The sequence below is a fragment of the Amycolatopsis sp. NPDC102522 genome (genome assembly GCF_055584485.1).
Map to the genome: position 1 here is coordinate 310581 of NZ_JBVJLY010000003.1, position 23374 is coordinate 333954.

Consider the following 23374-nt stretch of genomic DNA (forward strand, 5'->3'; position numbering starts at 1 on the left):
GCGTGCGGGTGCAGCATCAATCCCGTCGGACCGACCGCGGTGTTGGTTACAGGATTGCCCGAGTCTTGTTCAAAACGCGATCGGGAAGTCGATCAGCGAACGGCGGCCGCGTAGGCCGTGAGCAGGGCTTTCTGGGAGTTCTCCCAGGAGAGAGGACCGGCGACACGCGCTCGGCCCAGCTCACCCATCTTCGCCCGCTCCTCCGGCGAGTCGAGCAGGTGCGCGATCAGCTTCGCGAACTCCGGCTCGTCGTTGGCCGGCGCGTACAGCGCGGCCTCTCCCGCCGAAACCCGCGCCTCCCGCAGCTCGAAGGAGACGATCGGGCGGCTCATCGCCATGTACTCCATGATCTTGTTCATGGTCGACACGTCGTTGAGCGGGTTCAGGGGATCCGGCGAAAGGCAGACGTCGGCGGTGGACAGGTAGCGCAGCAGGTCCTCGTCGGAGATCCGGCCGGTGAACTCGACCTGGTCGTCGAGCTTCAGTTCCTTGGACAACGCCACCATGGCGTCGAAAGCGTCACCCGAGCCGATGAACACGGCCTGCCAGTCGGTGCGGCCGACCTCGTCACGCAGCGAAGCGAGCGCGCGCAACGCGTAGTCGACGCCGTCCTGCGGGCCCATCACGCCGAGGTACGCCAGCAGATACGGCTTGCCCTTCTTCAGCTCGGGCTCGGCCGGGACCTGGTGGAACCGCTCGACCACGGGCGCGCTGCGCACGACGAACACATCGTCCGGCGACTTGCCGCCGCGCTTCACGGCGACGTCCTTGTAGCTCTCGTTGGTCGCGATGACGACGTCGGCCGTCTTGTAGGTGCGGCGCTCCAGCGCGCAGACCGCGCGGTAAAGGAGGTCTTCGCCGCGGTTGAAGCGCGAGAGGTACAGCTCGGGGCAGAGGTCGTGCTGGTCGAAGATGAACTTCGCGCCCTGGCGCTTGAGGTACAGCGCCACGAGGAACAGCATGTCCGGCGGGTTGCAGGCGTGCACGACGTCCACCCGGCCGACCTTGCGGGCGAGCCGGAGCGTGTGCCACAGCGCGGAGCCGTACTCCTGGACGTACCCCGCCGGACCGCCGGTGGCGGCCTTCAGCGGGTATCGCAGGATGTGGACGCCGTCGATGGTGACTTCGGCTTCGGTGTCCCGCTTCGTCCCTTGTGGACAGATGACGTGGACTTCCCAGCCGGCGTCGCGAAGTGTCTGACACTCCTGCCAGACGCGGCGATCGAAGGGGACGGAAAGGTTCTCGACGAGGATGAGAGCTTTACCAGGCAAGACCGACATATCCCTCTTCAGCCCGGCGCCGGTCGGCGTCGGGTACGCGGACGAGATCGATGATGGTGCGGCCGCCGCCCACCGGATGCGCCGCGAGGACGTCCGGGTCGTTGCAGCCGATGAGGGAGACCTCGGCGTGGTCGAGGACCTCTTCGATGGAACCGGCCAGCAGCTGGCCGAGATGCGGCAGCCTGCCCTCGATGTACTCGCGGTTCGCGCCCATCAGCCGGGAAAGGCTGACGTTGGCGTCGTAGATGCGGAGGTCGTACCCCTTGCCGAGCAGCCGCTCCGCGAGCTCGACGAGCGGGCTCTCACGGAGGTCGTCGGTGCCGGGTTTGAAGGACAGGCCGAACAGGCCGACCTTGCGTTTTCCGGTGTGCGCGACCAGATCGAAGGCACGCTGGAGGTGTTCGTCGTTGGAGGGCAGCACGTGCGAAAGGATCGGGACGGCGACGTCCGCACGGTGCGCGGCGTAGACCAGGCCACGCAGATCCTTGGGGAGGCACGAGCCGCCGAAAGCGAACCCGGGGCGAAGGTAGGCGGGGCTGATGTTGAGCTTGCGGTCGGCGAGGAAGACGTCGATCACCTGGTGCGAGTCGAGCCCCAGGGCCCGGCAGATCGCGCCCAGCTCGTTCGCGAAGCCGATCTTGAGCCCGTGGAAGGAGTTGTCGGCGTACTTCGTCATCTCGGCGACCGGGATCGCGACCCGGAAGACCTCGCCGGGAAGCCCCTCGTACAGCGCCGCGACGACGTCACCGCTGGCCTCGTCGAGCTGGCCGATGACGGTCTTGGGCGGGTCGAAGAAGTCCTTGACGCTGCTCCCCTCGCGCAGGAACTCGGGGTTCACCGCGACCCCGAAGTCGACGCCGGCGGTGAGGCCGGACGACTTCTCGAGGATGGGGACGAGCAGGTCCAGGCAGGTGCCCGGCAACATGGTGCTGCGGAAGACGACGGTGTGCCGCTCGGCCTTGTCCCTGAGCGCCTCGCCGATCTCCTCGGCCACACGTTCCAGGAACGCCGTCGACAGGCTGCCGTTCGGTGCCGAGGGGGTACCGACGCAGATCAGGGAGACTTCGCTGTCCGCGATCGCCTGTCTAACGTCGGTGGTCGCTCTCAGCTTGCCTTGGGCGACCACCTCCGCGGTCAGTTCCCCGATGCGCTCTTCGACCACCGGCGCCTTGCCGCCCGAAATGAGGTCGATCTTCACCGGGTTCACATCTACCCCGACGACCTCGTGCCCGCGCCCGGCAAGGCACGCCGCCGACACACAACCGACGTAACCGAGCCCGAAGACACTGATCTTCATGACGAATTCCTCCAGCCGCATTCCGCTGCCCGTTGGTCGGAGGACGGACCGGGTTCGTTACCGCCGTCCGGAAGTCGCCTGCTTTTGGCGGAATGCCTGTGCGGCAAGGGAATTACTCATCGTTCGAAGAGCGCGAAACGCTACATGCGGCACGTAACGATCTCGTGAGTGATTTGGGTCGTTCTAACGACCCAAATCACTCACGAGCCCTGCACCGGACACAAGTCGGCTCCCGCGCTCCTCTTGGGTCCCATCCCTCGCGCACCAGCACCTCCCGGACCTCGGCGGCGACCGCGCACGGCGAGTTCCGCACGTCATTCCAGCCGTAGACGAGGCGGGCCCGGCCCGCGAGCTCGGCGGCATTGTCGCGCCGCCGGTCCCGAAAAGCGACACTCGCCATGGCATGCGTCGCCCGACCGTCGAGGCGAACGGTCAACCGGGCTCCGCGGGAGTCGTAGGTGACGTCTTCCCAGAGCGTTTTGCCGTCGACTTCGACCGGCGTCTGTTTGTCACCGGCAGGCAGACCGTGTCCGTCCTCGACTTCCTTCTGGTATTCGACCTCGAGCGCCGACATCAGCCCATTCCTCACCAAGGCCAGCCCGCGCCAAATGGCCGCCCGGTGAAGATACGGTGGCCGGAGCGCGACGCAGGCCTCCATCGCGGCGACCGTCACCCGGCTCCGGCTGACCAGGTCGACGACGATGTTCGTGGCCTCCCGCGCGGTCCGCTGGGAAACGGCGAGATCGACGATCGTGTCCGTGGTCCGGGTTCGGGGCGGGTTCATCTCGACCGCCGTGAATTCCAAGGCCCGGGATCGGTGCACCAGGACCAAAGGCGGCTGCGAGACAGCCGAACTGGTGTAGGGCACGGTGATTTCGATCGGGCCCTCGATGACCGGGACGAGATTCCATTCTTCGGCGGCCGTGCGATGACTCAAGGTGGCGTGCCCGCCGCCGTAGAGGACCGCCGCGTGCAGTTTCGCCGCCCGGGACAACTCGCCGGTGAACGTGGCTATGACGCCAGGAAGCACGATTCGCCATCGACCGGCAGCGACGTTGGCACGGATATCGGAGGGCGTGTGCCGGTACGCGCGGAGTTGCGCCCTGCTGACGATCCCGTGCTGCTCCCGAACAAGGACAGGCCAGCTGGGGCGGAGTTCGGCCGGAATCGAGTTTTCCGACCAGCGAGTGTGAGTGGGCATCCTTCGAGGGTGAGGGCCGGAGGGGTGGCGCGGGGAGGGAGAGTGGGATCTGTGGATAAGTGGGGTGGGTGTGGATAAAAGATGTCGTGAGTGATTTGGGTCGTTCTAACGACCCAAATCACTCACGACATCTTTACCCGACCCACTTCGCGGCGAGACCCTCCCCCACGGACGTCGCCTTCCCGTGGTCTTCGGTCGGCGTCACCTTCGAGTTCTTGAAGCAGATGTACGTGACCCCCGAGTCGACACCGCCGTTCGCCGGGTCCGGGTTGATGCCCAGCGACTTCGCGGCCGCGTAGGACGCTTCGCCGATGATGTCCTTCGGGCCGGTGTCACCGATGACGGTGTACAGCACCTTGTCGTTGTAGATCACCGCGCACGAGCCGGCGCCCTTGAGCCCGGCCTTCTCGAAGTTCCACGTGCTGCTGATGCTCGGCACGACGATGTAGGGCGTCTGGTCGGCGATCAGCGCCTTGCCGTCGGAGCGCGGGTACGCCGTGCCGTCCTGGAACCACGGGTCGGTGTTCTTGTTGCACCGCGCGGTCGGCTGCCCGTCGCAGTCGACGTCCATGTCGGCCTTCCAGAACACGGCACCGCCCGCGTCGCAGACCGCGATGGTCCGGCCGGTTTCCTCATCGGTCTTGTACTTGCCGTTCGAGACTTGCTTGCAGCTGGCCGTCTTCGCCAGCAGCTGCTGCGCGGTCGGGCCCGCCTGGACGGTGACCGGAGCCGGCGAGGTCACGGCGGCCGGTGAAGCCGCGGCGGCCGCCGCGGGGGCCAGTCCTGCGGCCACCACCATCGCCGGGAACAGGAGCAACTTCCGCATACCGTGCACCCCTTAGTTAGTAAGACTTCTTTACCGAGGGTGCTCAGGATGCCGCCGGGCGCGGTTCGGCTCAAGGGCCGGCGGGGGGTTGTTTTCCAACCATGCAACGAAAACCGGTCAAAAGCGGGCAAGCCTGGCGACTCGGGCCATCACCCGTCCCGCTCGGCGGTACAGGCCGTCCCGTTCACCGAGCACGCTGTCGATCCACTCCTGGTCGACGTCGTACCGGACCTCGGTCCGCGGCCGCAGCCAGCTGTCGCGCGCCACCGCGCCGCCTTCGTTCGTGTAGACCCTCGTCGCGCCGGAACGCCGCAGTCTGCTGAGCACCCGCCGGTCGTAGGCGCCGAACGGCGGCGCGTACGCGCGCACGGGCTTCCCGCTCAGGTCCGCGAGCAGTTTCGGCGCGGCTTCGAGCTCGCGCCGGGCGTGCCTGCCGTCGAGCCGCCGCCAGTCGCGGTGCTCCCAGCCGTGCGAGCCGATCGACATACCCGCCTCGGCCAGCTGCCGGAGGTCGTCGGCGTCGACGAACGCCCGTTGGCCGATCCGGCCGGCCAGCGGGAAGAACTCCGCCGTGAGATCGCGCTCCATCAACTTGGGGAGCGCGATCTCGACGTCGGAGATGTTGCCGTCGTCGAAGGTGAGCCCGACGTCGTCACGTCCGGCCACCGTGTCGAGCACGCGATCGAGCTGGTCGACCGTCACCCATGTTTCGTTCTCGCCTGGATCGAGCGCGCGCACGGGCCTGCCCACGCCGCCAATCGCCAGGATCACCATCCGCGCCTCATTCGGGACCGAGTGTGTTTCCCGATTAATCGAGTTGGCGAATGGAGTAGTTACATGATCCAGCAAGATGTCCACTAACGGATTACTTGCGGATCTCCAGGGTGCAGCACTTCGGGCCGCCGCCTGCCTTCCTGAGCTCGGAGATGTCCACGAAGACGACTTCGTAGCCACATCCGGCCAGCCGCGCCGCCAACCCGGTCGCTTCGACCGGCAGGACGACGTTGCGGCCGTCGGACACCCCGTTCAGCCCAAAGCACTCCGCGTCGGCTCGGTCCGCGATTACCGCGTCCGGGAACATCCGCTCCAGCACCTTCCGCGACCCGGCCGAGAAGGCTTCCGGGTAGTAGGCGATCTGGGCGGACGTGGTGTCGGTGGCCTCGGCGAGCACGAACAGCGCGGTGTCGAGGTGGTAGTAGCTCGGGTCGATCAGCCGCAGCGAGACGACCGGGACGCCGAGGACCTCCTGCGCTTCGGCGTGCGCGGCCGGGTCGGTCCGGAAGCCGGTGCCGGCGAGCAGGACCTTGCCTGTCCAGGCGAAGTCGCCCTCGGCCTCGTTGATCTTCTCGGGCATGGTGATGTCGCGGTAGCCGCGCTCGACGAACCAGCGGCGGAAGTGCTCGGCCTCGGCGGTGCGCTGCGGGGCGCGGAACCGCGAGCCGAGGACACGGCCGTCGACGACGGTGCCGGAGTTCGCCGCGAACACCATGTCGGGCAGGCCGGGCTGGGCGTCGATCTCCTCGACCGTGTGGCCGAGGCGTCGGTAGGTGTCACGGAGTTCGGTCCACTGCGCCATCGCGGTGTCGACGCTGACCGGGACCGAGGGGTCCATCCACGGGTTGATGACGTAATCCACCGCGAAGTACCGCGGCGGGCACATGAGGTAGCGGCGCGTCGTGGGTACACGGGGCTGCTGCTCCAGTTCCGGCATACCCGAAGGGTAAGGCTCGCCTAATTCGCAATCAATCGCTGTTCGCTGCGCATATACCTGCTAAACATTGCGTGTGAACACCATCGACCAGCGAATCGTTTCATGCCTGATGGCCAACGCGAGGTCCAGCTACGCCGACATCGGCAAAGTCGTCGGCCTGTCCGCGCCCGCGGTGAAGCGACGGGTCGACAGACTGCTCGAAACCGGCGTCCTGCGCGGGTTCACCGCGGTCGTGGACCCCGAGGCACTCGGCTGGGGCACCGAGGCGTTCGTCGAGATGACCTGCAACGGCAACATCACCCCGGCCCGGATCCGCGCCCGGCTGGAGCCGTTGCCGGAGGTCGTCGCGGCCTACACGGTGTCCGGCGCGGCCGACGCGATCGTCCACCTGCGCGCCTCGGACATCCATCACCTGGAGACCGCGCTGGAGCGGCTGCGCGGCCTGGAGATCGTCGACCGCACGGTCTCCACCGTCGTCCTGTCCCGGTTGCTGGAACGCCCGCCGACGCCGGAAGCGTGACACCCTCGGCCCCGTGACAGATCAGATCCGCTCCAGCCACGACGGCGGCGTCGCCGTACTCACCATCGACGCCCCCGCGACCCGAAACGCCCTGACCCTCGACCTCTCCGCACAGCTGGTCGAGGCCGTCGCGCGCGCCGAAGCCGACGAGAGTGTCCACGCCTTGGTCGTCACCGGCGCCCCTCCGGCCTTCTGCGCGGGCGCGGACCTGGACACGCTCGCCGATGCCAGGGAGGAGGGACTCCGCGCGATCTATGCCGGTTTCCTCTCGGTCGCCCGGTGTTCCCTGCCGACGATCGCCGCGGTCGGGGGCGCCGCCGTGGGCGCCGGATTGAACCTCGCGCTCGCCGCGGACGTCCGCATCGTGGGACCGAAGGCGAAGTTCGTGGCCAGATTTCTCGATCTCGGCATCCATCCCGGCGGCGGGATGACGTGGATGATCCAGCGGCTCGTCGGACCGCAGAAGGCCGCGGCGATGACACTCTTCGGCGAGATCGTCGGCGCCGAAGCGGCTGTCGAATCCGGGCTCGCGCTCCGGCTCGTCGAAGGGGATCTGGTCGAGGCCGCCCGTGAACTGGCGAAACCCGCCGTCGGCGCTCCTCGCGACGTCCTCCTGGCGACGAAGCGCACGCTTCGGCACACCGCCGCACTGACCGACCATTCGGCCGCCGTCGACGCCGAGATCGAGCCGCAGCTGGCGTCACTCACCGCACCCGCGTTCGCCGAGCGGCTCGCCAAGCTGAGGGCGGCGATGACCGGCCAATGACCGCTCCTCGACCGGACTTCACTACGCTGGAACGAGATACGGCTCACAATCGGGTCGCGTCGTTAACCGTTACCATCGGTAACACATAAACCGGAAAACCCCCGCTCAGCGCCGAGCTCAGGACACTCGAGAAGTAGGTCCAGACCGTTTTTAGGGCAACCTGGGAAGTGTGCCGGGGACTAACCTCGGGACATGGCACCTGTGACCTGGCCGACACCGCCGGGCGAGGCACGCCGATCTCCGGCACGGCCGGGGACGGCGCACGTCGGGAGAGAGGGAATCCCTGACCTATGAGCACGAGTGCGAACGGCAACGGCTCCTTGTCGGCCGTCAGGCCCACCGAGGTCGCCAAGCTGGACCGGGTGGTCATCCGGTTCGCCGGTGACTCCGGTGACGGCATGCAGCTGACAGGCGACAGGTTCACTTCGGAAGCGGCCGCCTTCGGCAACGACCTGTCCACCATGCCGAACTTTCCCGCGGAGATCCGCGCGCCACAGGGCACCATCCCGGGCGTCTCGAGCTTCCAGGTGCACTTCGCCGACTACGACATCCTGACGCCGGGCGACCGGCCGGACGTCCTGGTCGCCATGAACCCTGCCGCGCTGAAGGCCAACCTCGCCGATGTCCCGGCAGGTGGGACGCTCATCCTCAACACCGACGACTTCACGAAGCGGAACCTGGTCAAGGTCGGCTTCGAGAACGATCCCCTCGACGACGACACCCTTTCGGCCTATCAGGTCCACCGGGTGGCCATGTCGACGTTGACCAGAGGCGCACTCGAAGAGACCGGACTGTCCAAAAAGGACGCCGAACGCGCGAAGAACATGTTCGCGCTCGGGCTGCTCTCCTGGATGTACCATCGGCCGACAGAGGGCACCGAACGGTTCCTGCGCGAGAAGTTCGCGAAGAAGGCCGACATCGCCGAGGCCAACATCCTGGCCTTCCGCGCCGGCTGGAACTACGGCGAGACGACGGAGTCGTTCGCGACGACGTACGAGGTCGCGCCCGCGAAGCTGAACCAGGGCACGTACCGCCAGATCACCGGGAACACCGCGCTGGCCTACGGGCTGGTCGCCGCCGGGCAGCAGTCCGGCCTGCAGATCCTGCTGGGCACGTACCCGATCACCCCGGCCTCGGACGTGCTCCACGAGCTGTCCAAGCACAAGAACTACGGCATCCTCACCTTCCAGGCCGAGGACGAGATCGCCGGCATCGGCGCGGCGCTCGGCGCCTCCTACGGCGGTGCGCTGGGGGTCACCTCGACGTCGGGGCCCGGTGTCGCGCTGAAGTCCGAGGCCATCGGCCTCGCGGTGATGACCGAACTGCCGCTGGTCGTCGTCGACGTCCAGCGCGGCGGCCCGTCGACCGGCCTGCCGACCAAGACCGAGCAGGCCGACCTGCTGCAGGCGATGTTCGGCCGCAACGGCGAGTCCCCGGTGCCGATCGTCGCGCCGCTGTCCCCCGCGGACTGCTTCGACGCGGCGATGGAGGCCACGCGGATAGCGCTGAAGTACCGCACCCCGGTCTTCCTGCTGTCGGACGGCGCGATCGCGAACGGCTCGGAGCCGTGGCTGATCCCGGACATCGAGACGCTGCCGGACCTGCGGGTGGAATTCGCCACCGAGCCGAACGCCGAGGACGGCTCCGGGGAGTTCTGGCCGTACGTCCGCGACCCCGAGACCCTCGCCCGCGCGTGGGCGATCCCGGGCGCGGCCGGTCTGCAGCACCGCATCGGCGGGCTGGAGAAGGCCGACAAGACCGGCCACATCTCCTACGACCCGGACAACCACGAGACGATGGTCCGCCTGCGGCAGGCCAAGATCGACGGCATCGACGTCCCGGACCTCGTCGTCGACGACCCGAGCGGCGGCAAGGCCAGGGTGCTGGCACTCGGCTGGGGTTCCTCCTACGGGCCGATCGGTGCCGCGTGCCGCCGCGTCCGCAAGGACGGCATGCCGATCGCGCAGGCGCATCTGCGGCACCTCAACCCGTTCCCGGGCAACCTCGGTGTCGTACTCCGTTCGTACGACACCGTGGTCGTCCCTGAAATGAACCTCGGCCAGCTTTCGATGCTCTTGAGGGCGAAGTACCTCGTGGACGTGAAGTCGTACACGAAGGTCGCCGGGCTGCCCTTCAAGGCGGAAGAGCTGCAAGGCGTGTTCACGGAGATCATCACCAGTACGGAGGCGGCGAAGTGACCGCGATAGACCTGGGGATTCCCACCCTCGGCGGCTTGGACCTCGTGCCGACCGAAACCGAACCGCAGAAGGCGAAGGACTACAAGTCGGACCAGGAGGTCCGCTGGTGTCCCGGCTGCGGCGACTACGTCGTGCTCAACGCCGTGCAGTCGTTCCTGCCGACGCTCGGCCTCAAGCGCGAGAACATCGTGTTCATCTCGGGCATCGGGTGCTCGTCCCGGTTCCCGTACTACCTGAACACCTACGGCATGCACTCGATCCACGGCCGCGCGCCGTCGATCGCGACCGGCCTCGCGACCGCGCGGCCGGACCTGTCGGTGTGGGTCGTCACCGGTGACGGCGACGCGCTCTCCATCGGCGGCAACCACCTGATCCACGCGTTGCGGCGCAACGTGAACATCAAGATCCTGCTGTTCAACAACCGGATCTACGGCCTCACCAAGGGCCAGTACTCGCCGACGTCCGGGCCGGGCATGGTCACGAAGTCCACCCCGATGGGCTCGGTCGACACCCCGTTCAACCCGCTTTCGCTGGCGATCGGCGCCGAGGCGTCGTTCGTGGGCCGCGCGCTCGACTCGGACCGCAAGGGCCTGACCGAGGTGCTGGAGGCCGCCGCGAAGCACCGCGGGTCGGCGCTGGTGGAGATCTACCAGAACTGCCCGATCTTCAACGACGGCGCCTTCGAAGTCCTCAAGGACAAGGACGAGGCCGCCTCCCGGCTCATCCCGCTGAAGTCCGGCGAGCCGATCAAGTTCGGGCCGCAGGGCGAGTACGGCGTCACCCGCGGCGGCTGGGCCGGGCTGGAGGTCGGGAAGGTCGCGAACATCGGCGAGGAGAACCTCGTCGTGCACGACCCGACGATCGAGGACACCTCGTACGCGTTCGCGCTGTCCCGGATCGCCGACCAGAACCTGAACCACGTGCCGACCGGCATCCTGCGGCAGGTCGAGCGGCCCACCTACGACGACCAGGCACGTGCCCAGGTCGCGGAGGCCCAGGCGGCTCGCAAGCCGGACCTGCAGGGCCTGCTGCGCGGCAAGGACACCTGGACCGTGGTCAGCTAGTCCCGAAGTGCAATGAAGGGGCCTTTCATCGCAAAATTTGCGATGAAAGGCCCCTTCATTGCACTCAAGTCAACGGCCGGAAACCTACGCGCTCCGCGTCGGAGGCGGTGCGGAACCAGACCTCCGCGACCATCTTCGGGAACTGGGGCGACTCCTCGGTGCAGTACCGCAGAGCCGTCACGCTGGCCTTGACCGCGAAGTCGTCGGCGGGGCGGCCACCGCCCGGCCGCGGCATCGCCGATCCGGGACCGAACGGGCCGGGCGGAACGGACTCGGTCACCGGGGCGGTCTGCCGTGCGGGCGGCGGCTCCGGGGCGGGCATCGCGTCGCCCGGCTGCACGGCGGGCTCGAACAGCGAACCGCTCTGGCCGCCGGACAGCTCCGGCTCACGACGTTCGATCGCCCGCATCGACGGCTGGATCGGCTGCGGCGGCTCGAACCCGCCGCGCACCGCGCCCCGCGGCGTGCGCTTGGGCAGCACCTGGGTGGCTTCGGCGGGGGTCTCGGGCTCAGAGTCGAGGAGACCGGCCTGCGCTTCTTCGTCGGAACCGAAGGCGTACGCGGGCGGATCGTGCAGCTCTTCTTCCCGCTCGAACCAGTTGGTCTCGACCGGCGGCTGCTCCGCGTCGACGCGCGACGCGGGGCTGAACAGCGAGACCGGCTCCGGCTGCGTCTCGACGCCTTCGGGGTCCAGCTGGATCTCCAGGCGGGACCGGTACGGCCCCTCGCCCGGCAAGACCGGCAGAGGCTCGGGTTCGGGTTCGGGCTCAGGCTCCGGTTCGACGTCCAGGGTCGACGCGGGCTGGAGATACTCGGTCGCCGCCGCGGCGTACGGGTTCTCCGGCTCGGGCTCGGGTTCCGGCTCCAGCTGGGCCGCCGGGATGAACTGCGTCCGCTCGGCCGCGGGCTCCGGGTCGGGCTCCAAGTCCGGCTCCAGATCCCTCTGGGGCGCTGTGCGGTACTCGGCCTCGTACTCGTCTTCAGGCTCGAAGGTCGGCGTCTCGGCGGGCTCGAAGATCTGCGTCTCGGTGGCGACGGGCGCCTGTTCCTCGACGACGTCCTCGCGGAAGTCCCCGTGGAAGTCTTCGCGGACCTCCTGGGCAGGCTCCGGAGCCTGCTCCTCGGCGGGTTCGGACCACCGCTGCGCGGGCTCCTGCTCGGCGAGCGTCGCGGGGTACGCGGGCTGCGGCTCCTCGGCGGCCGCGAACTCCTCGTCCAGCTCGTCGTGCGACGGCTTCGTGAGGTACGCGGTCCCGCCGGCGACGGCCGCGGCCCCCGCGCCGAGGCTCATCCCGGCAGGCAGTCTGGACGTCTCGGCGTGCGCGGTGGCCAGCGAGCTTTCCAGCTCACGGATGCGCTTGCGCGCCGGGATCACCAGCACCAGCCAGGTGAGCAGCGCGCCGACGACGAACGCCAGCAGACTCCACAGCCAAACCTGTCCGAAAATGGACATCTAACCTGCCCTTTGTCAATGCGTTCGCGCGATCAGGTAGTCGGCGACCGATTCGCAGGCGTCCCGGGCGGGCGACGCGGGCAGCGCCGCGAGCTCGGCACGCGCCCGACGAGCGTAGTCGGAAAGAGTTTCGCGTGCGCGTTCGAGTCCGGACGAAGCACGGAGCAGATCCAGGGCCTCGGCGACGAGCTTGTCGTCGGAGATCGGCCCCGACAGCAGCTCGACCAGGCGCGGGTCGGTGGCCGGGTCGGCCAGCGCGTACAGCATCGGAAGCGTGCGGACGCCTTCACGCAGGTCGGTGCCCTGCGCCTTGCCGAGCTCGTCCGAGGCGGACGCGATGTCGATGACGTCGTCCGAGATCTGGAACGCCGTCCCGATGATGTCGCCGAAGCGGCGGAGCGCGTCGATGTAGTCGTCGGGCGCGCCGGACATCATCCCGCCGAACCGGCCGGAGGTGGCGATCAGCGAGCCGGTCTTCTGCGCGATGACCGTGAGGTAGTGCTCGACCGCGTCGTCGCCGTCGGCCGGGCCGACGGTCTCGCGCATCTGGCCGGTGACCAGCTCACCGAAGGTCTCGGCGATGATCCGGGCCGCGTCGGTGCCGAGGTCGGCGACCAGCCGCGAGGCGTGCGCGAACAGGAAGTCGCCGGTCAGGATGGCGATGGTGTTGTCCCAGCGGGCGTTGACGCTCTCCGCGCCGCGGCGCATCGTCGCCTCGTCCATCACGTCGTCGTGGTACAGCGTCGCGAGGTGCACCAGCTCGACCGCCGCGGCGGCGATGACCACCTGGTCGCCCTGCTTCGGCCCGAACTGCGAAGACAGCAGCGTGAACAGCGGACGGAAACGTTTGCCCCCCGCCTCGACCAGGTGCGAAGCGGCGTCCTCGACAGCCTTGACGTCACTGCGGACGACATCGCGGAGCAGGGTTTCGACGTCGGCGAGACCGGTCGCGAGCGTGCGCAGAAGCTGTTCATCGGCGATCTGGAGCCCGACGGACGCGCGCAGGTCCTCGATGGCACCACCTGGGGCAGGTGAAGACACAGACACGTCGGCTCCGCTCTCTTTGACACCGTTCGGGAATTGCTTCCAGCGTAGTGGCTACCCACTGAGCCCTGTTGACCTGCTGTCCAGGGGAAACGGTGACGAACATGACACCCCCGCCGCGTATCCTGCCGACCTTGGCACGAACTGGGGGAACACCATGGAAAGACCGGGCGATTCCGGCGACAGACCGGCGTGGAGACCTCCCGCCGAAGAGCATCGGGAGCAGCGTTCGACGGTGTGGATCACCGTCATCCTCTTCGCCGCGTTCATGGCGGTGATGCTGGTCGTGGCCGCGCTCGCGGTGGGCGGCATGAAGGAGTCGAGGGCGGGCGCTATCCAGTCCCGGCAGCCGACGGTCCCGCCGTCCTCCGTGTCCCAGCCCGCGACGTCGCCGACGACACAGGCGGAGGTTCCGACCCGCAAGCACGAGACGGCGGCCAACCCGCTCGTCGCACCCGGTGTGACGATGCCGAAGGTGACCTGCGAGCTGCCCAAGCTCCGCGGCACGAAAGAGAAACTGGAGGAGTTCTACCGGACGCTGATCCCCTGTCTGGAACAGGCGTGGCATCCGGTCCTGACCCAGGTCGGCGAACCGAGGATCCCCGTCTCGGTCAACGCCGAGGACGTCAAGAACACCGCGTGCGGCCCTCCGCCGCCACCCGAGGAAGCCCTGGGCTTCTACTGCTCGGACGGCACGACGATCTTCGTCCCGCTGCCGAGGCAACTCGATCGCGGCGGGCCCGACCTCCTGACCCAGCTGTTCCTGCTCGCGCACGAGTACGGGCACCACGTCCAGGAGCAGTCCGGCATCCTCTCGAAGCACGACTCGCTCTACGACGAGGCGGACGGCGACCAGCCGAAGATCCTCGACCTGAGCAGGCGGCTCGAACTCCAGGCCGACTGCTTCAGCTCGATGTTCCTCGCCAACGCCGCCGGCCGCGGCTCGATCGGCGCCGGGCTGATCTCCCAGCTCAAGCAGAGCACATTCGACGACAGCGACACCCACGGCTCGTCGAAGAGCGCCGCGCTGTGGCAGAAGCGCGGCCTGAACGCCAAGGACACCTCGGCGTGCAACACCTTCACCGCCCCTGCGAGCGAGGTCTCCTGACAGTTCGAGACTTGGCAAGCCTTCTCGTAGCCAAGTAGCACACCACGTGTCTTGTGATACTTTAGCCGCTTCAAGTATCACAAGACACGAACTGGAAGAGGTAAGTATCAATGCGGACCGCGGCTGTGTCAGAACGCCAGCGGGCCCACCTCGTGCGCTCGGACCGCGGCTACCAAGCCTTCGTGCCGCCCCCTCTGCCACCGGACGTCGAGTTCGACCTCGGCCTCGCGAGCGCGCTTTCCGCCGCGGACCGGGCCGTCGGCGAACTGGCGGGCATCGGGCGCACGCTGCCCGGCGCGGCGTTCCTGGTCCACTCGATGGTGCGGCGCGAGGCCGTGCTCTCCAGCCGGATCGAAGGCACGGAAGCGACCATGTCCGAACTCGTGCTGTTCGAACTGCAGCCGACCGCTTCGAAGCAAGGCTCCGACGTCGAGGAGGTGCTCAACTACGTGACCGCGCTGGGACACGTACTCGCACCCGACCGCAGATTGCCGCTGAGCCTTCCCCTCCTTCGCGAAGCCCATCAGGTTCTGCTCACCGGAGTCCGCGGCGGATACGCCACACCGGGCGAGTTCCGCCGCTCTCAGAACTGGATCGGCCCTCCCGGCTGCGTTCTCGACACCGCGAGCTACGTTCCCCCGCCGCCGGAACTGCTCTGGGACTGCCTCGGCGCCTTCGAGAAGTACCTGCACGCGGAGCACGTCCTGCCACCGCTCATCACGATCGCCTGCCTGCACTACCAGTTCGAGGCGATCCACCCCTTCATCGACGGCAACGGCCGCGTCGGCCGGCTCCTGGTGACCTTGCTTCTCGTCGAATGGGGCCTCTTGCCCGCTCCGCTTCTGGACCTGTCCGCCTACCTGGAGCCACGGCGCGACGAGTACTACGCCCGGCTCCTGGCCGTCAGCACCAAGGGGGATTGGACCGGCTGGATCCGCTTCTTTCTTTCAGTGCTGGAAAACCAGGCGATCGACGCGCGCAACCGCGCCATCGCGCTGCACTCGCTCCGGCAGGAGTACCGGACAAGGGCGACCTCCGCCCGCACTTCGAGCCTGCTCCCTCAACTCGTCGATGCCCTGTTCGAGTCCCCCGCGATGACGATCAACCGGGCCGCGAAGGTCCTCGGAATCACCCATCGGGCCGCGACCCAGAACGTGCTCAAACTGGTCGACGCCGGGGTGCTGACGGAGATCCAGTCGCCAGGGCGAGTCCGGCTCTTCTTGGCCGAAGAGATCCTCAGGACCCTGGACGGCGACGGATCTTGATGTCGTCCATGCAGGTCGCCTTCCCCGCGACGTCGCGATACGGGTAACCCTTCGCGTCCAGCAGCTCCATGACCTTCAGCTCGGCCTCGTCGAGCACGTCGCGTTCCTCTTCGCCCCGCAGCGTGACGCGGAAGGTGAACGCGCCGAGGTGCGCACTGTAGGTGAGCAGGCCGTCCTCGGTGAACCCGATCGCCTGGTGGTGACTCAGTCCGGCCAGGAGCCGGGCACGGGTATCGGCGTCGGGATGGTCGAACTTGCCGTTGACGAGGACGCGGTAGGTCGGCATGCGTCCGAATATACAGATCTGTATCCAGATACGAACCCGAATATCCAATGGGTGCCCATGATCCACGGTCGAGTGAAACGACCGTCACGCGCGCAACGGTCGAATCCGCCACGCAGATAGTGATCACAAAGGAAGAACGGCCGATCCGGCTCGCTCTCCATCACGTGAGGAGGAAGCCCATGCGCAACACCATCGCAAGCCGGGCCGGCCTGGTCGGCGCACTGCTGCTGGCGGGCCTCGGCGCCGGGGCGGCACCGGCCGCCGCGTCGAACCCGTCGGGCGTGGCCTCACTCGGCTCCGCCGCCTTCACGAAGGGCAGTTCGACGCCGATCTCGATCGCGTCGCTCGCCGACTGCGCGGTCGAGGGGCCGACGAGCAACTCGTCCGGGGCCGTGAGCAAGACCGGGATCACGTTCGGTGGCGGCACGTCGACGTGCACGACCACCGTCGTCGACCCCGCGAACGACGTGACCACGACGAAGTCGGAGGCCAAGGGGGAGAACTTCGAGCTGTCGGCACTGGTCTCGTCGAGCGGCCCGCGGATCAAGATCAGGTCGTACTCGGTCAGCTGCACGGCGACCCAGAACAACACGAACGCGAGCTGGACCTACGGCGGCGCGACCGGGCTCGGCACCCTGCCGTCGCCGGTGCCGGTGGGCTACGTCAAGCCGATCACCAAGTCCAACGGCACCCTGCTCGCCGAAGCGGTCTTCAACGAGCAGACCTTGCCGGGCGACGGCAGCATCGGGCTGACCATGCTGCGGATCAAGTTCGCCCCGGCCTCGAACATCACCGGCGAAGTGGTCATCGGGCGCACCGCCTGCTCCCCCACTCCGTAAGCCATCACGCCGGGAAGGGGGCGTCCGGGGCCTTGCCGGGCGCCCTCTTTCCAACCTGGCTTATATAAGCTTACGCTGATACCTTGGCCGAAACCGAGCCGAGGAGGGCACCGATGGTCGACGTGACCGGTCAGATCAACTCCGTCCAGCGCAAGCTGGACAAGCGCGTGGTCGAAGCGGGCGAGGCGGTGACGGCCACCGTCAGCCAGGTCTACGACACCGGCATCGACGACCTCTGGAACGCCTGCACCGACCCCGAACGCATCCCGCGCTGGTTCCTGCCGGTGAGCGGCGACCTGCGCGCCGGTGGCAAGTACCAGCTCGAAGGCAACGCGGGCGGGACGGTCGAACGCTGCGATCCCCCGAAGAGCTTCGCCGCGACCTGGGAGTACGGCGGCGACGTCAGCTGGATCGAAGTCCGGCTGAGCCCGGAAGCCGACGGGCGCACGCGATTCGAGCTCGACCACACCGCCATCCCCAACGAGCACTGGAACCAGTTCGGGCCGGGTGCGGTCGGCATCGGCTGGGACATGATGGTGAACGGGCTCGCACTGCACCTCGAATCCGGTGAGGCCGCCGACCCCGAGGCCGCCATGGCCTGGATGACCAGCGAAGAGGGCGTGCGGTTCATGACCCTGAGCAACGACGCCTGGTACGAGGCCGACGTCGCCCATGGAACCGACGCGGACACCGCCCGCAGGCGCGCCGACGCCACCTTGGCCGCCTACACCGCGCCGCCGGAAAGCTGAAGATCTTCGGCGAGTTCCGGGGTTCGAAGTAGTTCGATGAGCTCGTCGTCCGCCCGGAACACGGCGCGGGCTCCCGGCATTCCAGCCTGCCGGAGCATCGCGTGGAGGACGTCGGCGTGCGGCTGGTCTAGCAGGGTCCAGGCCATCGCGCGCCGCTTCGCGTCGTCCCCCAGTTCGCGCGCGGTCCACCAGCCCATGACGAGCGCGCTCACCTGGTTGACCGCCGTTTCCCGCCCCCGCGCCAATTGCGCGCGGTTCAGCCCGCACACCTTGATCGTCTGCTCGCCCTTCACGGTCAGTGCGCGGTAGGTCCCGATCGACAGCACCAGGAACAGGTGATCCAGCGGGTCTTCGGCGGTCGGGTCGATCAGCAGGCCGGCGCCGTCGCCGTCCACCGGGAACAGGTCGCGTTTGTGGTGGCTGTTGCAGTACTCGCACGCGAGCACGTGGTTGAGCCAGTCGAAAGCGCGCCCCGGATTCCGCGCGATCGGCTCGAAATGGTCCACAGTGGACCCGAGGCCGTCGCCGCAGTACATGCAGTAGCCGCGGCCGGCGGCCATCACGTCCAGGCCGGCCCGCAAAGAACGCCGTACGGCACGGGAAACGCGCCAAAGGCGGCGCGCTTCTTTGCTGTCACCGGCAGGGATCCGCGCGGTCAGCTCTTCGAGATCGGCCACCACCCGCCCCGGCAGCTCGATCCGGCGGATCCCGATCACCGATCGTCGGCCTCGAACCGCCTGGCCACCTCGTCCACCCGGCTCGGCGGCGAGCTGCTCAGCATGTCCCGGAGACGTTCCCATTCGCGGACGCCGTTCGCGTCCGCCCGCCCGGAAGCCACCTGGAATTCGAGTTCGGCGAGGTGTTCCCGCAGTTCGACCGCCTGCGGCGAATAAGGCGTGTCCAGTCCGAAAAGGTCGGACAGTACGGCGTCGTCCCCGCTGCCGAACACGACCCGCTCGTACAACTCCTCCGAAACCACACGCGGCGGGACCTGCTCGGCAGGCCCGGAAAGCCGGATGAGCCCGCCGGGGTCGGCGGCCTGGCAGACGTACGGGCTGTGCGTGGTCACGATGAACTGGATGCGCGGGAAATGCGCCTTGAACCACGACCCCATGCGTTTCTGCCACGACACGTGGAGATGCGCGTCCACCTCGTCGATGATCACGACGCCGGGACTCTCGTGATCGAGGCCCGCGACGTCGAGTTGCTTGAGCAGGTCGACCACGAGCGCGGTCACCGTGCGGTAGCCGTCGCTCATCTCGCGCAAGGGGAACCTGTCGCCGCGGTACTCGACCCAGAGCCCGTCCGAATCGACGTCCCGGATCCGGTAACCACCGGGCAGGAGACCGTCGCCGAGGATCTCCAGCGCCTTGTCCTTCAGCTCGCGAGCGCCCGCTTTTCCTTCCAGGGCACGGAGATGCTGGTTGATCAGCCACGTGACCCCCTCGGCGAGCGAGGCGTCTTCGTGGAACAGGCTGGCCATCCGCGCCAGCGATCCCGCGCCGCGCATCCACGACTCGGCCTCGCCGCTGCCGCCCGCGAGCCGCCGGAAAGGCCCATACGCCGCGCAGAACGGCTGCCCCGGCGGGAGTCCGGAGATCGGCAGCAGACCGGAATCGAGCCAGCGGACCTCGACCGGTGCCGGGCCCTCGTCGCGCATCACCGACAGCTCGATCGACCCGGAGGTCTGGTCCATCGAGATCCAGCTGCCCGCGTCCGACAGCAGCCCCCAGGCCACGTCCGGCGCCGCCGCGACCGCGATGGCGCGCAGCAACGAGGTCTTGCCCGAACCGTTGCGCCCGGCGAGCACCACCCAGCCGGGACCGGGCAACCGCAGGTCGACGGCGCGGGCACCGCTGAAGCCGCGGATGTTCTCCAGCCGGACCCGCTCGATATACATGCAGGAAGCTTACGACGCCGCGGACGTCACCTGGTCGTCCGAAAGTGGGTCGCCATCACGAGTTCCATCACAGCGCGTGCCTTGGCGACGTCCACGGCCGAAACGACCTTCGAGCGGTCCCAGTCGTCGATCCCCCGCTCCCGCTCGGGCGTGATCTTCAGCCGGACATGCCCACGCGAGTCGAGATTCCCCAGCGGCGAGACGTAAAGGGCGAACTCGCTGTCGTCCGTCGAACGGAACGTGACTCCCGGGTTGCCACTGAACGAGGTCTGATGGTGGTCTTTGTAGACCTTGTTCGGATCCGCGTGCCACTCCCCGGGCGCGCCGCCGGTCGCGGTGGCCCCTGCCTCGATCTGCAGCCGATGCCTCGGTTCGACGAAGTAGCAGGAGGCCGGCGTGGCGATCGGCTCGAAATCCTGGCCGAAGGTCTTCTTGACCGCGTCGCGGAACACCGCGCATTCGACGTTCGGATCGGCGGCGCCGGCGTCGAGGATCAGCTCGGCGCCGGCGGGCACCTGCGCGTCGACGGCCGGATCGCAGGTCTCGCCTTTGCTGGTCGAGACCCAATCTGCGCAGGCCCCGACGCGGCCGCTGTCCTGACCGTCCGGCGGATAGACGAGGTCGCGGGGAAGCTTCGCGGCTCCTGCGGTGGCGAAGTCGCGTAGGAGCTCGCAGTCTTTGCTCCGGCTCTGAAGCCCGAGTTCGAACTTGACCGCACGCTGGAAACTGACCGGAACCGTGATCGCACAGCCACTGACCTGGCCCCCTTGACGGGTTTCAACCTGGTAAGCCTTCACTCCACCCAGGTCGACCACAGTTCCGTCGTTCCGAAGCACCGTGTGCCCCGGATCCACGTCTTGGACGTAGACGAGGCCTTCGTAGCCGTCGCGGTTGAGCGTGCACGTCTTCTTGCCGTACCTCACCTTGGGCTCACGCGTGACGGGCCGAGTGTCGCCCCCTTTCCTGCGGTCGTACGCGGCCAGGTCGATCAGCTCGCAGAAGTCGACGGCGTCGAGGGCAGCGCCAACGGCCTGTTCATCACGATCGGCCGGACGTGGTTGTTTCGGATCCCATTTCGAAAACTGCGGTCGCAGTGGGGGCATATCCACGGAATTCGTACAAGCCGCCAGCAGGCTGACAAGTACTGCGCCGAGAATCACTCTTCGGAACTTCATTACGCAGAGTATGCAAATTTCGCGTCTCGCGTACCAGGTAGAACCCCGTTTCCCGCGACGCGTTCACCTGAACGATTTTCACGGATAGTCACCAGGTTCGTCGACCCTATTCAGCGAGGAACGGGACTTTAAGGAGACCGGGTCGCCGCCACGGGAACCCTGGTAATCTTCCCGGCGTCGGATTACGCAGGGTGCATCGGGGAGAGGCGCCTTGTAGCCACGGGAGGGGCACATGACGACGGTGACTTCAGGGCGGCTTCGTCCATTCAGCGGGGATCGGTTCGGGGCGGCAGGGGTGCATAGCCGTGTCTGACCAGCCACCTGTCTACACACCCGGTTTCAACCCTGGCTCGGTCTGCAAAGCCCCGCCGACCGGCGGCAGCTATGGCACGCCAGTGGCCGAAGGGGCGGGGTTCAAGTACGACGAGGCGACCCTTCACGAACTGGTGAAGGAGTGGTCTGACTTAGCCCAGGAGTTCAAGGACGACCTCGATGCAGCTGGCAAGATAGCCCGGGCCCTGCCACCAGGACTGGAGTACGCCAGCGGCAACAACGCTGACGTCACCCAGCGGTCTGGCAAAGCCCTCACGGAAGCTCTAACGCAGCGCGTCAACTACTGCCAAAACATGGCTAAGAAGTACCTGACCGCCCTCGGCAAGTATGCCGCTGCGGAAGACCATGCCACCTCAGTCATCAATCAACAGCCGAAGGGCATCGCCTGATGCGACGTACCGTCCTTGTCCTCAGTGCGGCCGCCCTTGCCCTCACCGCATGCTCCACCCCCACCACCAACGGCACCCCCACGCCCACTAACGGCGGAACGAACCCGAGCCCGTCGAAATCGGCCAGCCCTGCTCCCGAGGTACCGAAGGTCGAAAAGCCGATCGGCCTGGCACAGATCAAGCAGGCCCCGTGCAACGCCTTGACTGAAGCACAGGCAAAAGAGCTCCTCGGTCCTACCACCGAAACTGCTGGACAGCCGGACGGTGCGGCAGGGCCCGCCTGCAGGTGGTCTGTCCCCTCTACCACTCGTCCGCGAGTCAACGTGATCTTCAGCAAGACTCCCGATGGAGGCACGGCAAGTGTCTACAAAGCGAAGGGCGGCGCTTACGAGTTCGTTGAACCGCTCGAGCCGATCGACGGATACCCGCTGACCGCCTACGGCGCGAAAGACGAACGCCCCTCGGGAAAGTGCTCGGTCGCGCTCGGAGCCAGCGATACCGAAACCATCGACATCGCGCTGGAGCTATCCGAGGCCAATGTCGGCAAGAAAGAGCCCTGCGCTATCGCACGCGAAGCAGCGATCAGGGTCCTCGCCACAGTCCGAGGAGGCAACTGATGGCCACCGAAGGACCGCTCACAGCCGCCCAGATCTACGAACAGATCACCGGTGGTGAAGGCACCGGCTCGCTATCCGATGCCCAGCAAAGCGGGTTCAGTTTGACCCAGCGACACCACGAACGTGCGCAGAGACTCACCGCGCTCACCCAGAAGACCATGGCCGGCTGGCAAGGCAGCGCCAGCGACGCGGCTGCCGACGCGACGAAGCCCGTCGTTGAGGCAGCGTACGACGACGCGATGCATCTGGCGCGAGCTCAATCGGCCATCACCGCGCAGATGGGCGCGTTCGGGTCGGCGAAGAACTCCGTCAAGCCGGTGCCGCCCGAGCAGCCTGCCCCGACGGCCGAAGACGTCAAGGCTCTCATGGGTGGCGGCGGCCAGTTCGGGTACTGGGACAGGGTCAAGGGTTACCAGGCCGACAGCCAGCACAACATCGACACTTTCGCGACCTATCACTCGGCCAGCACGTCCAACGGTGACGAGCTGCCCGCCCAGTACGCGCAGCTCACCGACCCCGGCGGCAGCGTCACTCTGGACGAAGACGGCTCCGGGAAGCCGGCGGTGAAGGGGTTCGGCGACGGTTCCGACCGGCACGATCCCGGAATCGGCGAGCCCTACCGTGGACCGAACGGCCCGAGCGGGCCGGATGGGCCAACCGGACCGAGCGGACCGAACGGGCCGGGCACCGGCACGCCTGGGCCGGGACAGGGCGGGCCCGTCGAGAGCGGCGGCCCGCAGCCCGGGCAAGGCCCCCAGCCGGGTCAGCACCTGCCGGGCCAGCAGCCGGGCACCCATCAGCAGCAGCCCGACGACGGGACCCGCGCGAATTCGTACACGCCGCCTCAGACCACCCCGGTCGTGCCACCGGCGGCGAACCTCGACTTCGGGCCGAACGGCAGGCCGCCCACCTCCTACAACCCGCCCGGGTACGGCCCATTCGGTCCAGGGACCGGAGGACTGGGAACCGGAGGACCAGGGATCGGCGTGCCGGGAACGAGCGGCCCGGGAACAGGCGGCAAGACACCGGCGGTGTCCGGCGGCGGCTTCCGGGGCGGAGTCCCGGGTGGGCCCGGTGGGCAGCCTGGCATGGGTGGCCGGAGCGGCGCCGGGATGCCGGGCGAAGGTGTCGGCGGCCGTGGCTCGGCGGGTTCGGCGGGGGCCGCCGGTCGTGGCGGCGCGAACGGGATGCCGATGGGGGCGGGCGCGGGTCGCGGCGGGAAGGGCGAGGAGGACAAGGAGAAGAAGGCTCCGTCGTACCTCCAGAACCCGGATCCGGACGAGACCTTCGGCGGCTACGTCGAGAAGCCGACGCCGCCGGTGATCGGCGAGAAGAAGAACTAGCACCACAGTC

23 protein-coding genes are annotated in these 23374 nt (G+C 67.8%); 11 read left to right on the forward strand and 12 right to left on the reverse strand.

Annotation, left to right across the window (positions count from 1 at the left end):
- Positions 1-92: 92 nt before the first annotated feature.
- The 6 genes from ACZ6YV_RS11675 to ddaH all read right to left on the reverse strand — a co-directional run bounded on the left by ACZ6YV_RS11675 (position 93) and on the right by ddaH (position 6315).
- Positions 93-1280 (reverse strand): glycosyltransferase family 4 protein, encoded by a 1188-nt coding sequence (locus tag ACZ6YV_RS11675; RefSeq protein ID WP_465509535.1) that lies wholly within the window; start codon positions 1278-1280, stop codon positions 93-95.
- Positions 1261-2577, reverse strand: a complete 1317-nt coding sequence (locus tag ACZ6YV_RS11680) for a nucleotide sugar dehydrogenase (RefSeq protein ID WP_465509536.1) — start codon at positions 2575-2577, stop codon at positions 1261-1263. The genes ACZ6YV_RS11675 and ACZ6YV_RS11680 overlap by 20 nt, the downstream gene beginning before the upstream one ends.
- Positions 2578-2773: 196 nt before the next feature.
- A complete protein-coding gene (locus tag ACZ6YV_RS11685; RefSeq protein ID WP_465509537.1) occupies positions 2774-3778 on the reverse strand; it encodes a hypothetical protein in 1005 nt (334 codons plus the stop codon).
- 133 nt (positions 3779-3911) lie between these two features.
- The gene (locus ACZ6YV_RS11690; protein ID WP_465509538.1) at positions 3912-4604 is read right to left on the reverse strand and encodes a glycoside hydrolase family 75 protein; all 693 of its coding nucleotides are present in this window, start codon (positions 4602-4604) and stop codon (positions 3912-3914) included.
- 117 nt (positions 4605-4721) lie between these two features.
- Positions 4722-5378 (reverse strand): polysaccharide deacetylase family protein, encoded by a 657-nt coding sequence (locus ACZ6YV_RS11695; RefSeq protein WP_465509539.1) that lies wholly within the window; start codon positions 5376-5378, stop codon positions 4722-4724.
- Positions 5379-5469: 91 nt separating this feature from the next.
- Positions 5470-6315 (reverse strand): dimethylargininase, encoded by an 846-nt coding sequence (gene ddaH, locus ACZ6YV_RS11700; RefSeq protein ID WP_465509540.1) that lies wholly within the window; start codon positions 6313-6315, stop codon positions 5470-5472.
- A 73-nt stretch (positions 6316-6388) separates the two neighbouring features.
- On the opposite strand from ddaH, the gene ACZ6YV_RS11705 reads away from it, so the two are divergent.
- The 4 genes from ACZ6YV_RS11705 (at position 6389) to ACZ6YV_RS11720 (ending at position 10863) form a co-directional block, all read left to right on the forward strand.
- Entirely contained in the window at positions 6389-6835 is a 447-nt protein-coding gene (locus ACZ6YV_RS11705; RefSeq protein WP_005151923.1) for an Lrp/AsnC family transcriptional regulator, read from the forward strand.
- Between the two features lie 13 nt (positions 6836-6848).
- Positions 6849-7601: an enoyl-CoA hydratase gene (locus ACZ6YV_RS11710; protein WP_465509541.1), complete on the forward strand. Its 753-nt coding sequence runs from the start codon at positions 6849-6851 to the stop codon at positions 7599-7601.
- Between the two features lie 290 nt (positions 7602-7891).
- The gene (locus tag ACZ6YV_RS11715; protein ID WP_465509542.1) at positions 7892-9799 is read left to right on the forward strand and encodes a 2-oxoacid:acceptor oxidoreductase subunit alpha; all 1908 of its coding nucleotides are present in this window, start codon (positions 7892-7894) and stop codon (positions 9797-9799) included.
- Positions 9796-10863, forward strand: a complete 1068-nt coding sequence (locus ACZ6YV_RS11720; protein ID WP_465509543.1) for a 2-oxoacid:ferredoxin oxidoreductase subunit beta — start codon at positions 9796-9798, stop codon at positions 10861-10863. The genes ACZ6YV_RS11715 and ACZ6YV_RS11720 overlap by 4 nt, the downstream gene beginning before the upstream one ends.
- Before the next feature lie 64 nt (positions 10864-10927).
- Here ACZ6YV_RS11720 and ACZ6YV_RS11725 read toward each other — a convergent pair whose 3' ends face one another.
- Together ACZ6YV_RS11725 and ACZ6YV_RS11730 are read right to left on the reverse strand one after the other, a co-directional pair.
- Positions 10928-12316: a sunset domain-containing protein gene (locus tag ACZ6YV_RS11725; protein WP_465509544.1), complete on the reverse strand. Its 1389-nt coding sequence runs from the start codon at positions 12314-12316 to the stop codon at positions 10928-10930.
- Positions 12317-12331: 15 nt separating this feature from the next.
- A complete protein-coding gene (locus ACZ6YV_RS11730) occupies positions 12332-13357 on the reverse strand; it encodes a polyprenyl synthetase family protein (protein ID WP_465509747.1) in 1026 nt (341 codons plus the stop codon).
- Between the two features lie 160 nt (positions 13358-13517).
- Between ACZ6YV_RS11730 and ACZ6YV_RS11735 the strand changes: the two genes are divergently transcribed.
- A complete protein-coding gene (locus tag ACZ6YV_RS11735; RefSeq protein ID WP_465509545.1) occupies positions 13518-14468 on the forward strand; it encodes a neutral zinc metallopeptidase in 951 nt (316 codons plus the stop codon).
- Between the two features lie 182 nt (positions 14469-14650).
- Entirely contained in the window at positions 14651-15733 is a 1083-nt protein-coding gene (locus ACZ6YV_RS11740; protein ID WP_465509546.1) for a Fic family protein, read from the forward strand.
- On the opposite strand, the gene ACZ6YV_RS11745 is transcribed toward ACZ6YV_RS11740, so the two are convergent.
- Complete coding sequence (locus ACZ6YV_RS11745; RefSeq protein ID WP_465509547.1) at positions 15705-16019, reverse strand: DUF6204 family protein; 315 nt, start codon at positions 16017-16019, stop codon at positions 15705-15707. The genes ACZ6YV_RS11740 and ACZ6YV_RS11745 overlap by 29 nt on opposite strands.
- A gap of 179 nt (positions 16020-16198) precedes the next feature.
- On the opposite strand from ACZ6YV_RS11745, the gene ACZ6YV_RS11750 reads away from it, so the two are divergent.
- Positions 16199-16858: a hypothetical protein gene (locus tag ACZ6YV_RS11750; protein ID WP_465509548.1), complete on the forward strand. Its 660-nt coding sequence runs from the start codon at positions 16199-16201 to the stop codon at positions 16856-16858.
- A gap of 113 nt (positions 16859-16971) precedes the next feature.
- On the forward strand, positions 16972-17607 hold the full coding sequence (locus ACZ6YV_RS11755; RefSeq protein ID WP_465509549.1) for an SRPBCC family protein: 636 nt from the start codon (positions 16972-16974) through the stop codon (positions 17605-17607).
- Here the strand turns inward: ACZ6YV_RS11755 and ACZ6YV_RS11760 are convergent.
- The 3 genes from ACZ6YV_RS11760 to ACZ6YV_RS11770 are packed head-to-tail and all read right to left on the reverse strand — an operon-like array spanning position 17583 to position 20430.
- On the reverse strand, positions 17583-18323 hold the full coding sequence (locus ACZ6YV_RS11760) for an HNH endonuclease (RefSeq protein ID WP_465509550.1): 741 nt from the start codon (positions 18321-18323) through the stop codon (positions 17583-17585). The two genes, ACZ6YV_RS11755 and ACZ6YV_RS11760, sit on opposite strands and share 25 nt — an antisense overlap.
- Entirely contained in the window at positions 18320-19507 is a 1188-nt protein-coding gene (locus ACZ6YV_RS11765; RefSeq protein WP_465509551.1) for an AAA family ATPase, read from the reverse strand. Before ACZ6YV_RS11765 ends, ACZ6YV_RS11760 begins: the two co-directional genes overlap by 4 nt.
- 26 nt (positions 19508-19533) lie before the next feature.
- Positions 19534-20430: a hypothetical protein gene (locus tag ACZ6YV_RS11770; protein WP_465509552.1), complete on the reverse strand. Its 897-nt coding sequence runs from the start codon at positions 20428-20430 to the stop codon at positions 19534-19536.
- A 557-nt stretch (positions 20431-20987) separates the two neighbouring features.
- Between ACZ6YV_RS11770 and ACZ6YV_RS11775 the strand changes: the two genes are divergently transcribed.
- The 3 genes from ACZ6YV_RS11775 to ACZ6YV_RS11785 are packed head-to-tail and all read left to right on the forward strand — an operon-like array spanning position 20988 to position 23364.
- Positions 20988-21404: a hypothetical protein gene (locus ACZ6YV_RS11775; RefSeq protein WP_465509553.1), complete on the forward strand. Its 417-nt coding sequence runs from the start codon at positions 20988-20990 to the stop codon at positions 21402-21404.
- On the forward strand, positions 21404-22021 hold the full coding sequence (locus tag ACZ6YV_RS11780) for a DUF3558 domain-containing protein (RefSeq protein WP_465509554.1): 618 nt from the start codon (positions 21404-21406) through the stop codon (positions 22019-22021). The genes ACZ6YV_RS11775 and ACZ6YV_RS11780 overlap by 1 nt, the downstream gene beginning before the upstream one ends.
- Positions 22021-23364 carry a PPE domain-containing protein gene (locus tag ACZ6YV_RS11785; protein WP_465509555.1) on the forward strand — a complete coding sequence of 448 codons (1344 nt, stop codon included), beginning with the start codon at positions 22021-22023 and terminating at the stop codon, positions 23362-23364. The genes ACZ6YV_RS11780 and ACZ6YV_RS11785 overlap by 1 nt, the downstream gene beginning before the upstream one ends.
- Positions 23365-23374: the final 10 nt, after the last annotated feature.

Coding starts and splice junctions, on each gene's coding strand:
- ACZ6YV_RS11690 (WP_465509538.1), bottom strand. CDS start 4,604: ATGCGGAAGTTGCTCCTGTTCCCGGCGATGGTGGTGGCCGCAGGACTG.
- ACZ6YV_RS11785 (WP_465509555.1), top strand. CDS start 22,021: ATGGCCACCGAAGGACCGCTCACAGCCGCCCAGATCTACGAACAGATC.
- ACZ6YV_RS11765 (WP_465509551.1), bottom strand. CDS start 19,507: ATGTATATCGAGCGGGTCCGGCTGGAGAACATCCGCGGCTTCAGCGGT.
- ACZ6YV_RS11725 (WP_465509544.1), bottom strand. CDS start 12,316: ATGTCCATTTTCGGACAGGTTTGGCTGTGGAGTCTGCTGGCGTTCGTC.
- ACZ6YV_RS11735 (WP_465509545.1), top strand. CDS start 13,518: ATGGAAAGACCGGGCGATTCCGGCGACAGACCGGCGTGGAGACCTCCC.
- ACZ6YV_RS11755 (WP_465509549.1), top strand. CDS start 16,972: ATGGTCGACGTGACCGGTCAGATCAACTCCGTCCAGCGCAAGCTGGAC.
- ACZ6YV_RS11750 (WP_465509548.1), top strand. CDS start 16,199: ATGCGCAACACCATCGCAAGCCGGGCCGGCCTGGTCGGCGCACTGCTG.
- ACZ6YV_RS11680 (WP_465509536.1), bottom strand. CDS start 2,577: ATGAAGATCAGTGTCTTCGGGCTCGGTTACGTCGGTTGTGTGTCGGCG.
- ACZ6YV_RS11715 (WP_465509542.1), top strand. CDS start 7,892: ATGAGCACGAGTGCGAACGGCAACGGCTCCTTGTCGGCCGTCAGGCCC.
- ACZ6YV_RS11675 (WP_465509535.1), bottom strand. CDS start 1,280: ATGTCGGTCTTGCCTGGTAAAGCTCTCATCCTCGTCGAGAACCTTTCC.
- ddaH (WP_465509540.1), bottom strand. CDS start 6,315: ATGCCGGAACTGGAGCAGCAGCCCCGTGTACCCACGACGCGCCGCTAC.
- ACZ6YV_RS11685 (WP_465509537.1), bottom strand. CDS start 3,778: ATGCCCACTCACACTCGCTGGTCGGAAAACTCGATTCCGGCCGAACTC.
- ACZ6YV_RS11780 (WP_465509554.1), top strand. CDS start 21,404: ATGCGACGTACCGTCCTTGTCCTCAGTGCGGCCGCCCTTGCCCTCACC.
- ACZ6YV_RS11695 (WP_465509539.1), bottom strand. CDS start 5,378: ATGGTGATCCTGGCGATTGGCGGCGTGGGCAGGCCCGTGCGCGCGCTC.
- ACZ6YV_RS11745 (WP_465509547.1), bottom strand. CDS start 16,019: ATGCCGACCTACCGCGTCCTCGTCAACGGCAAGTTCGACCATCCCGAC.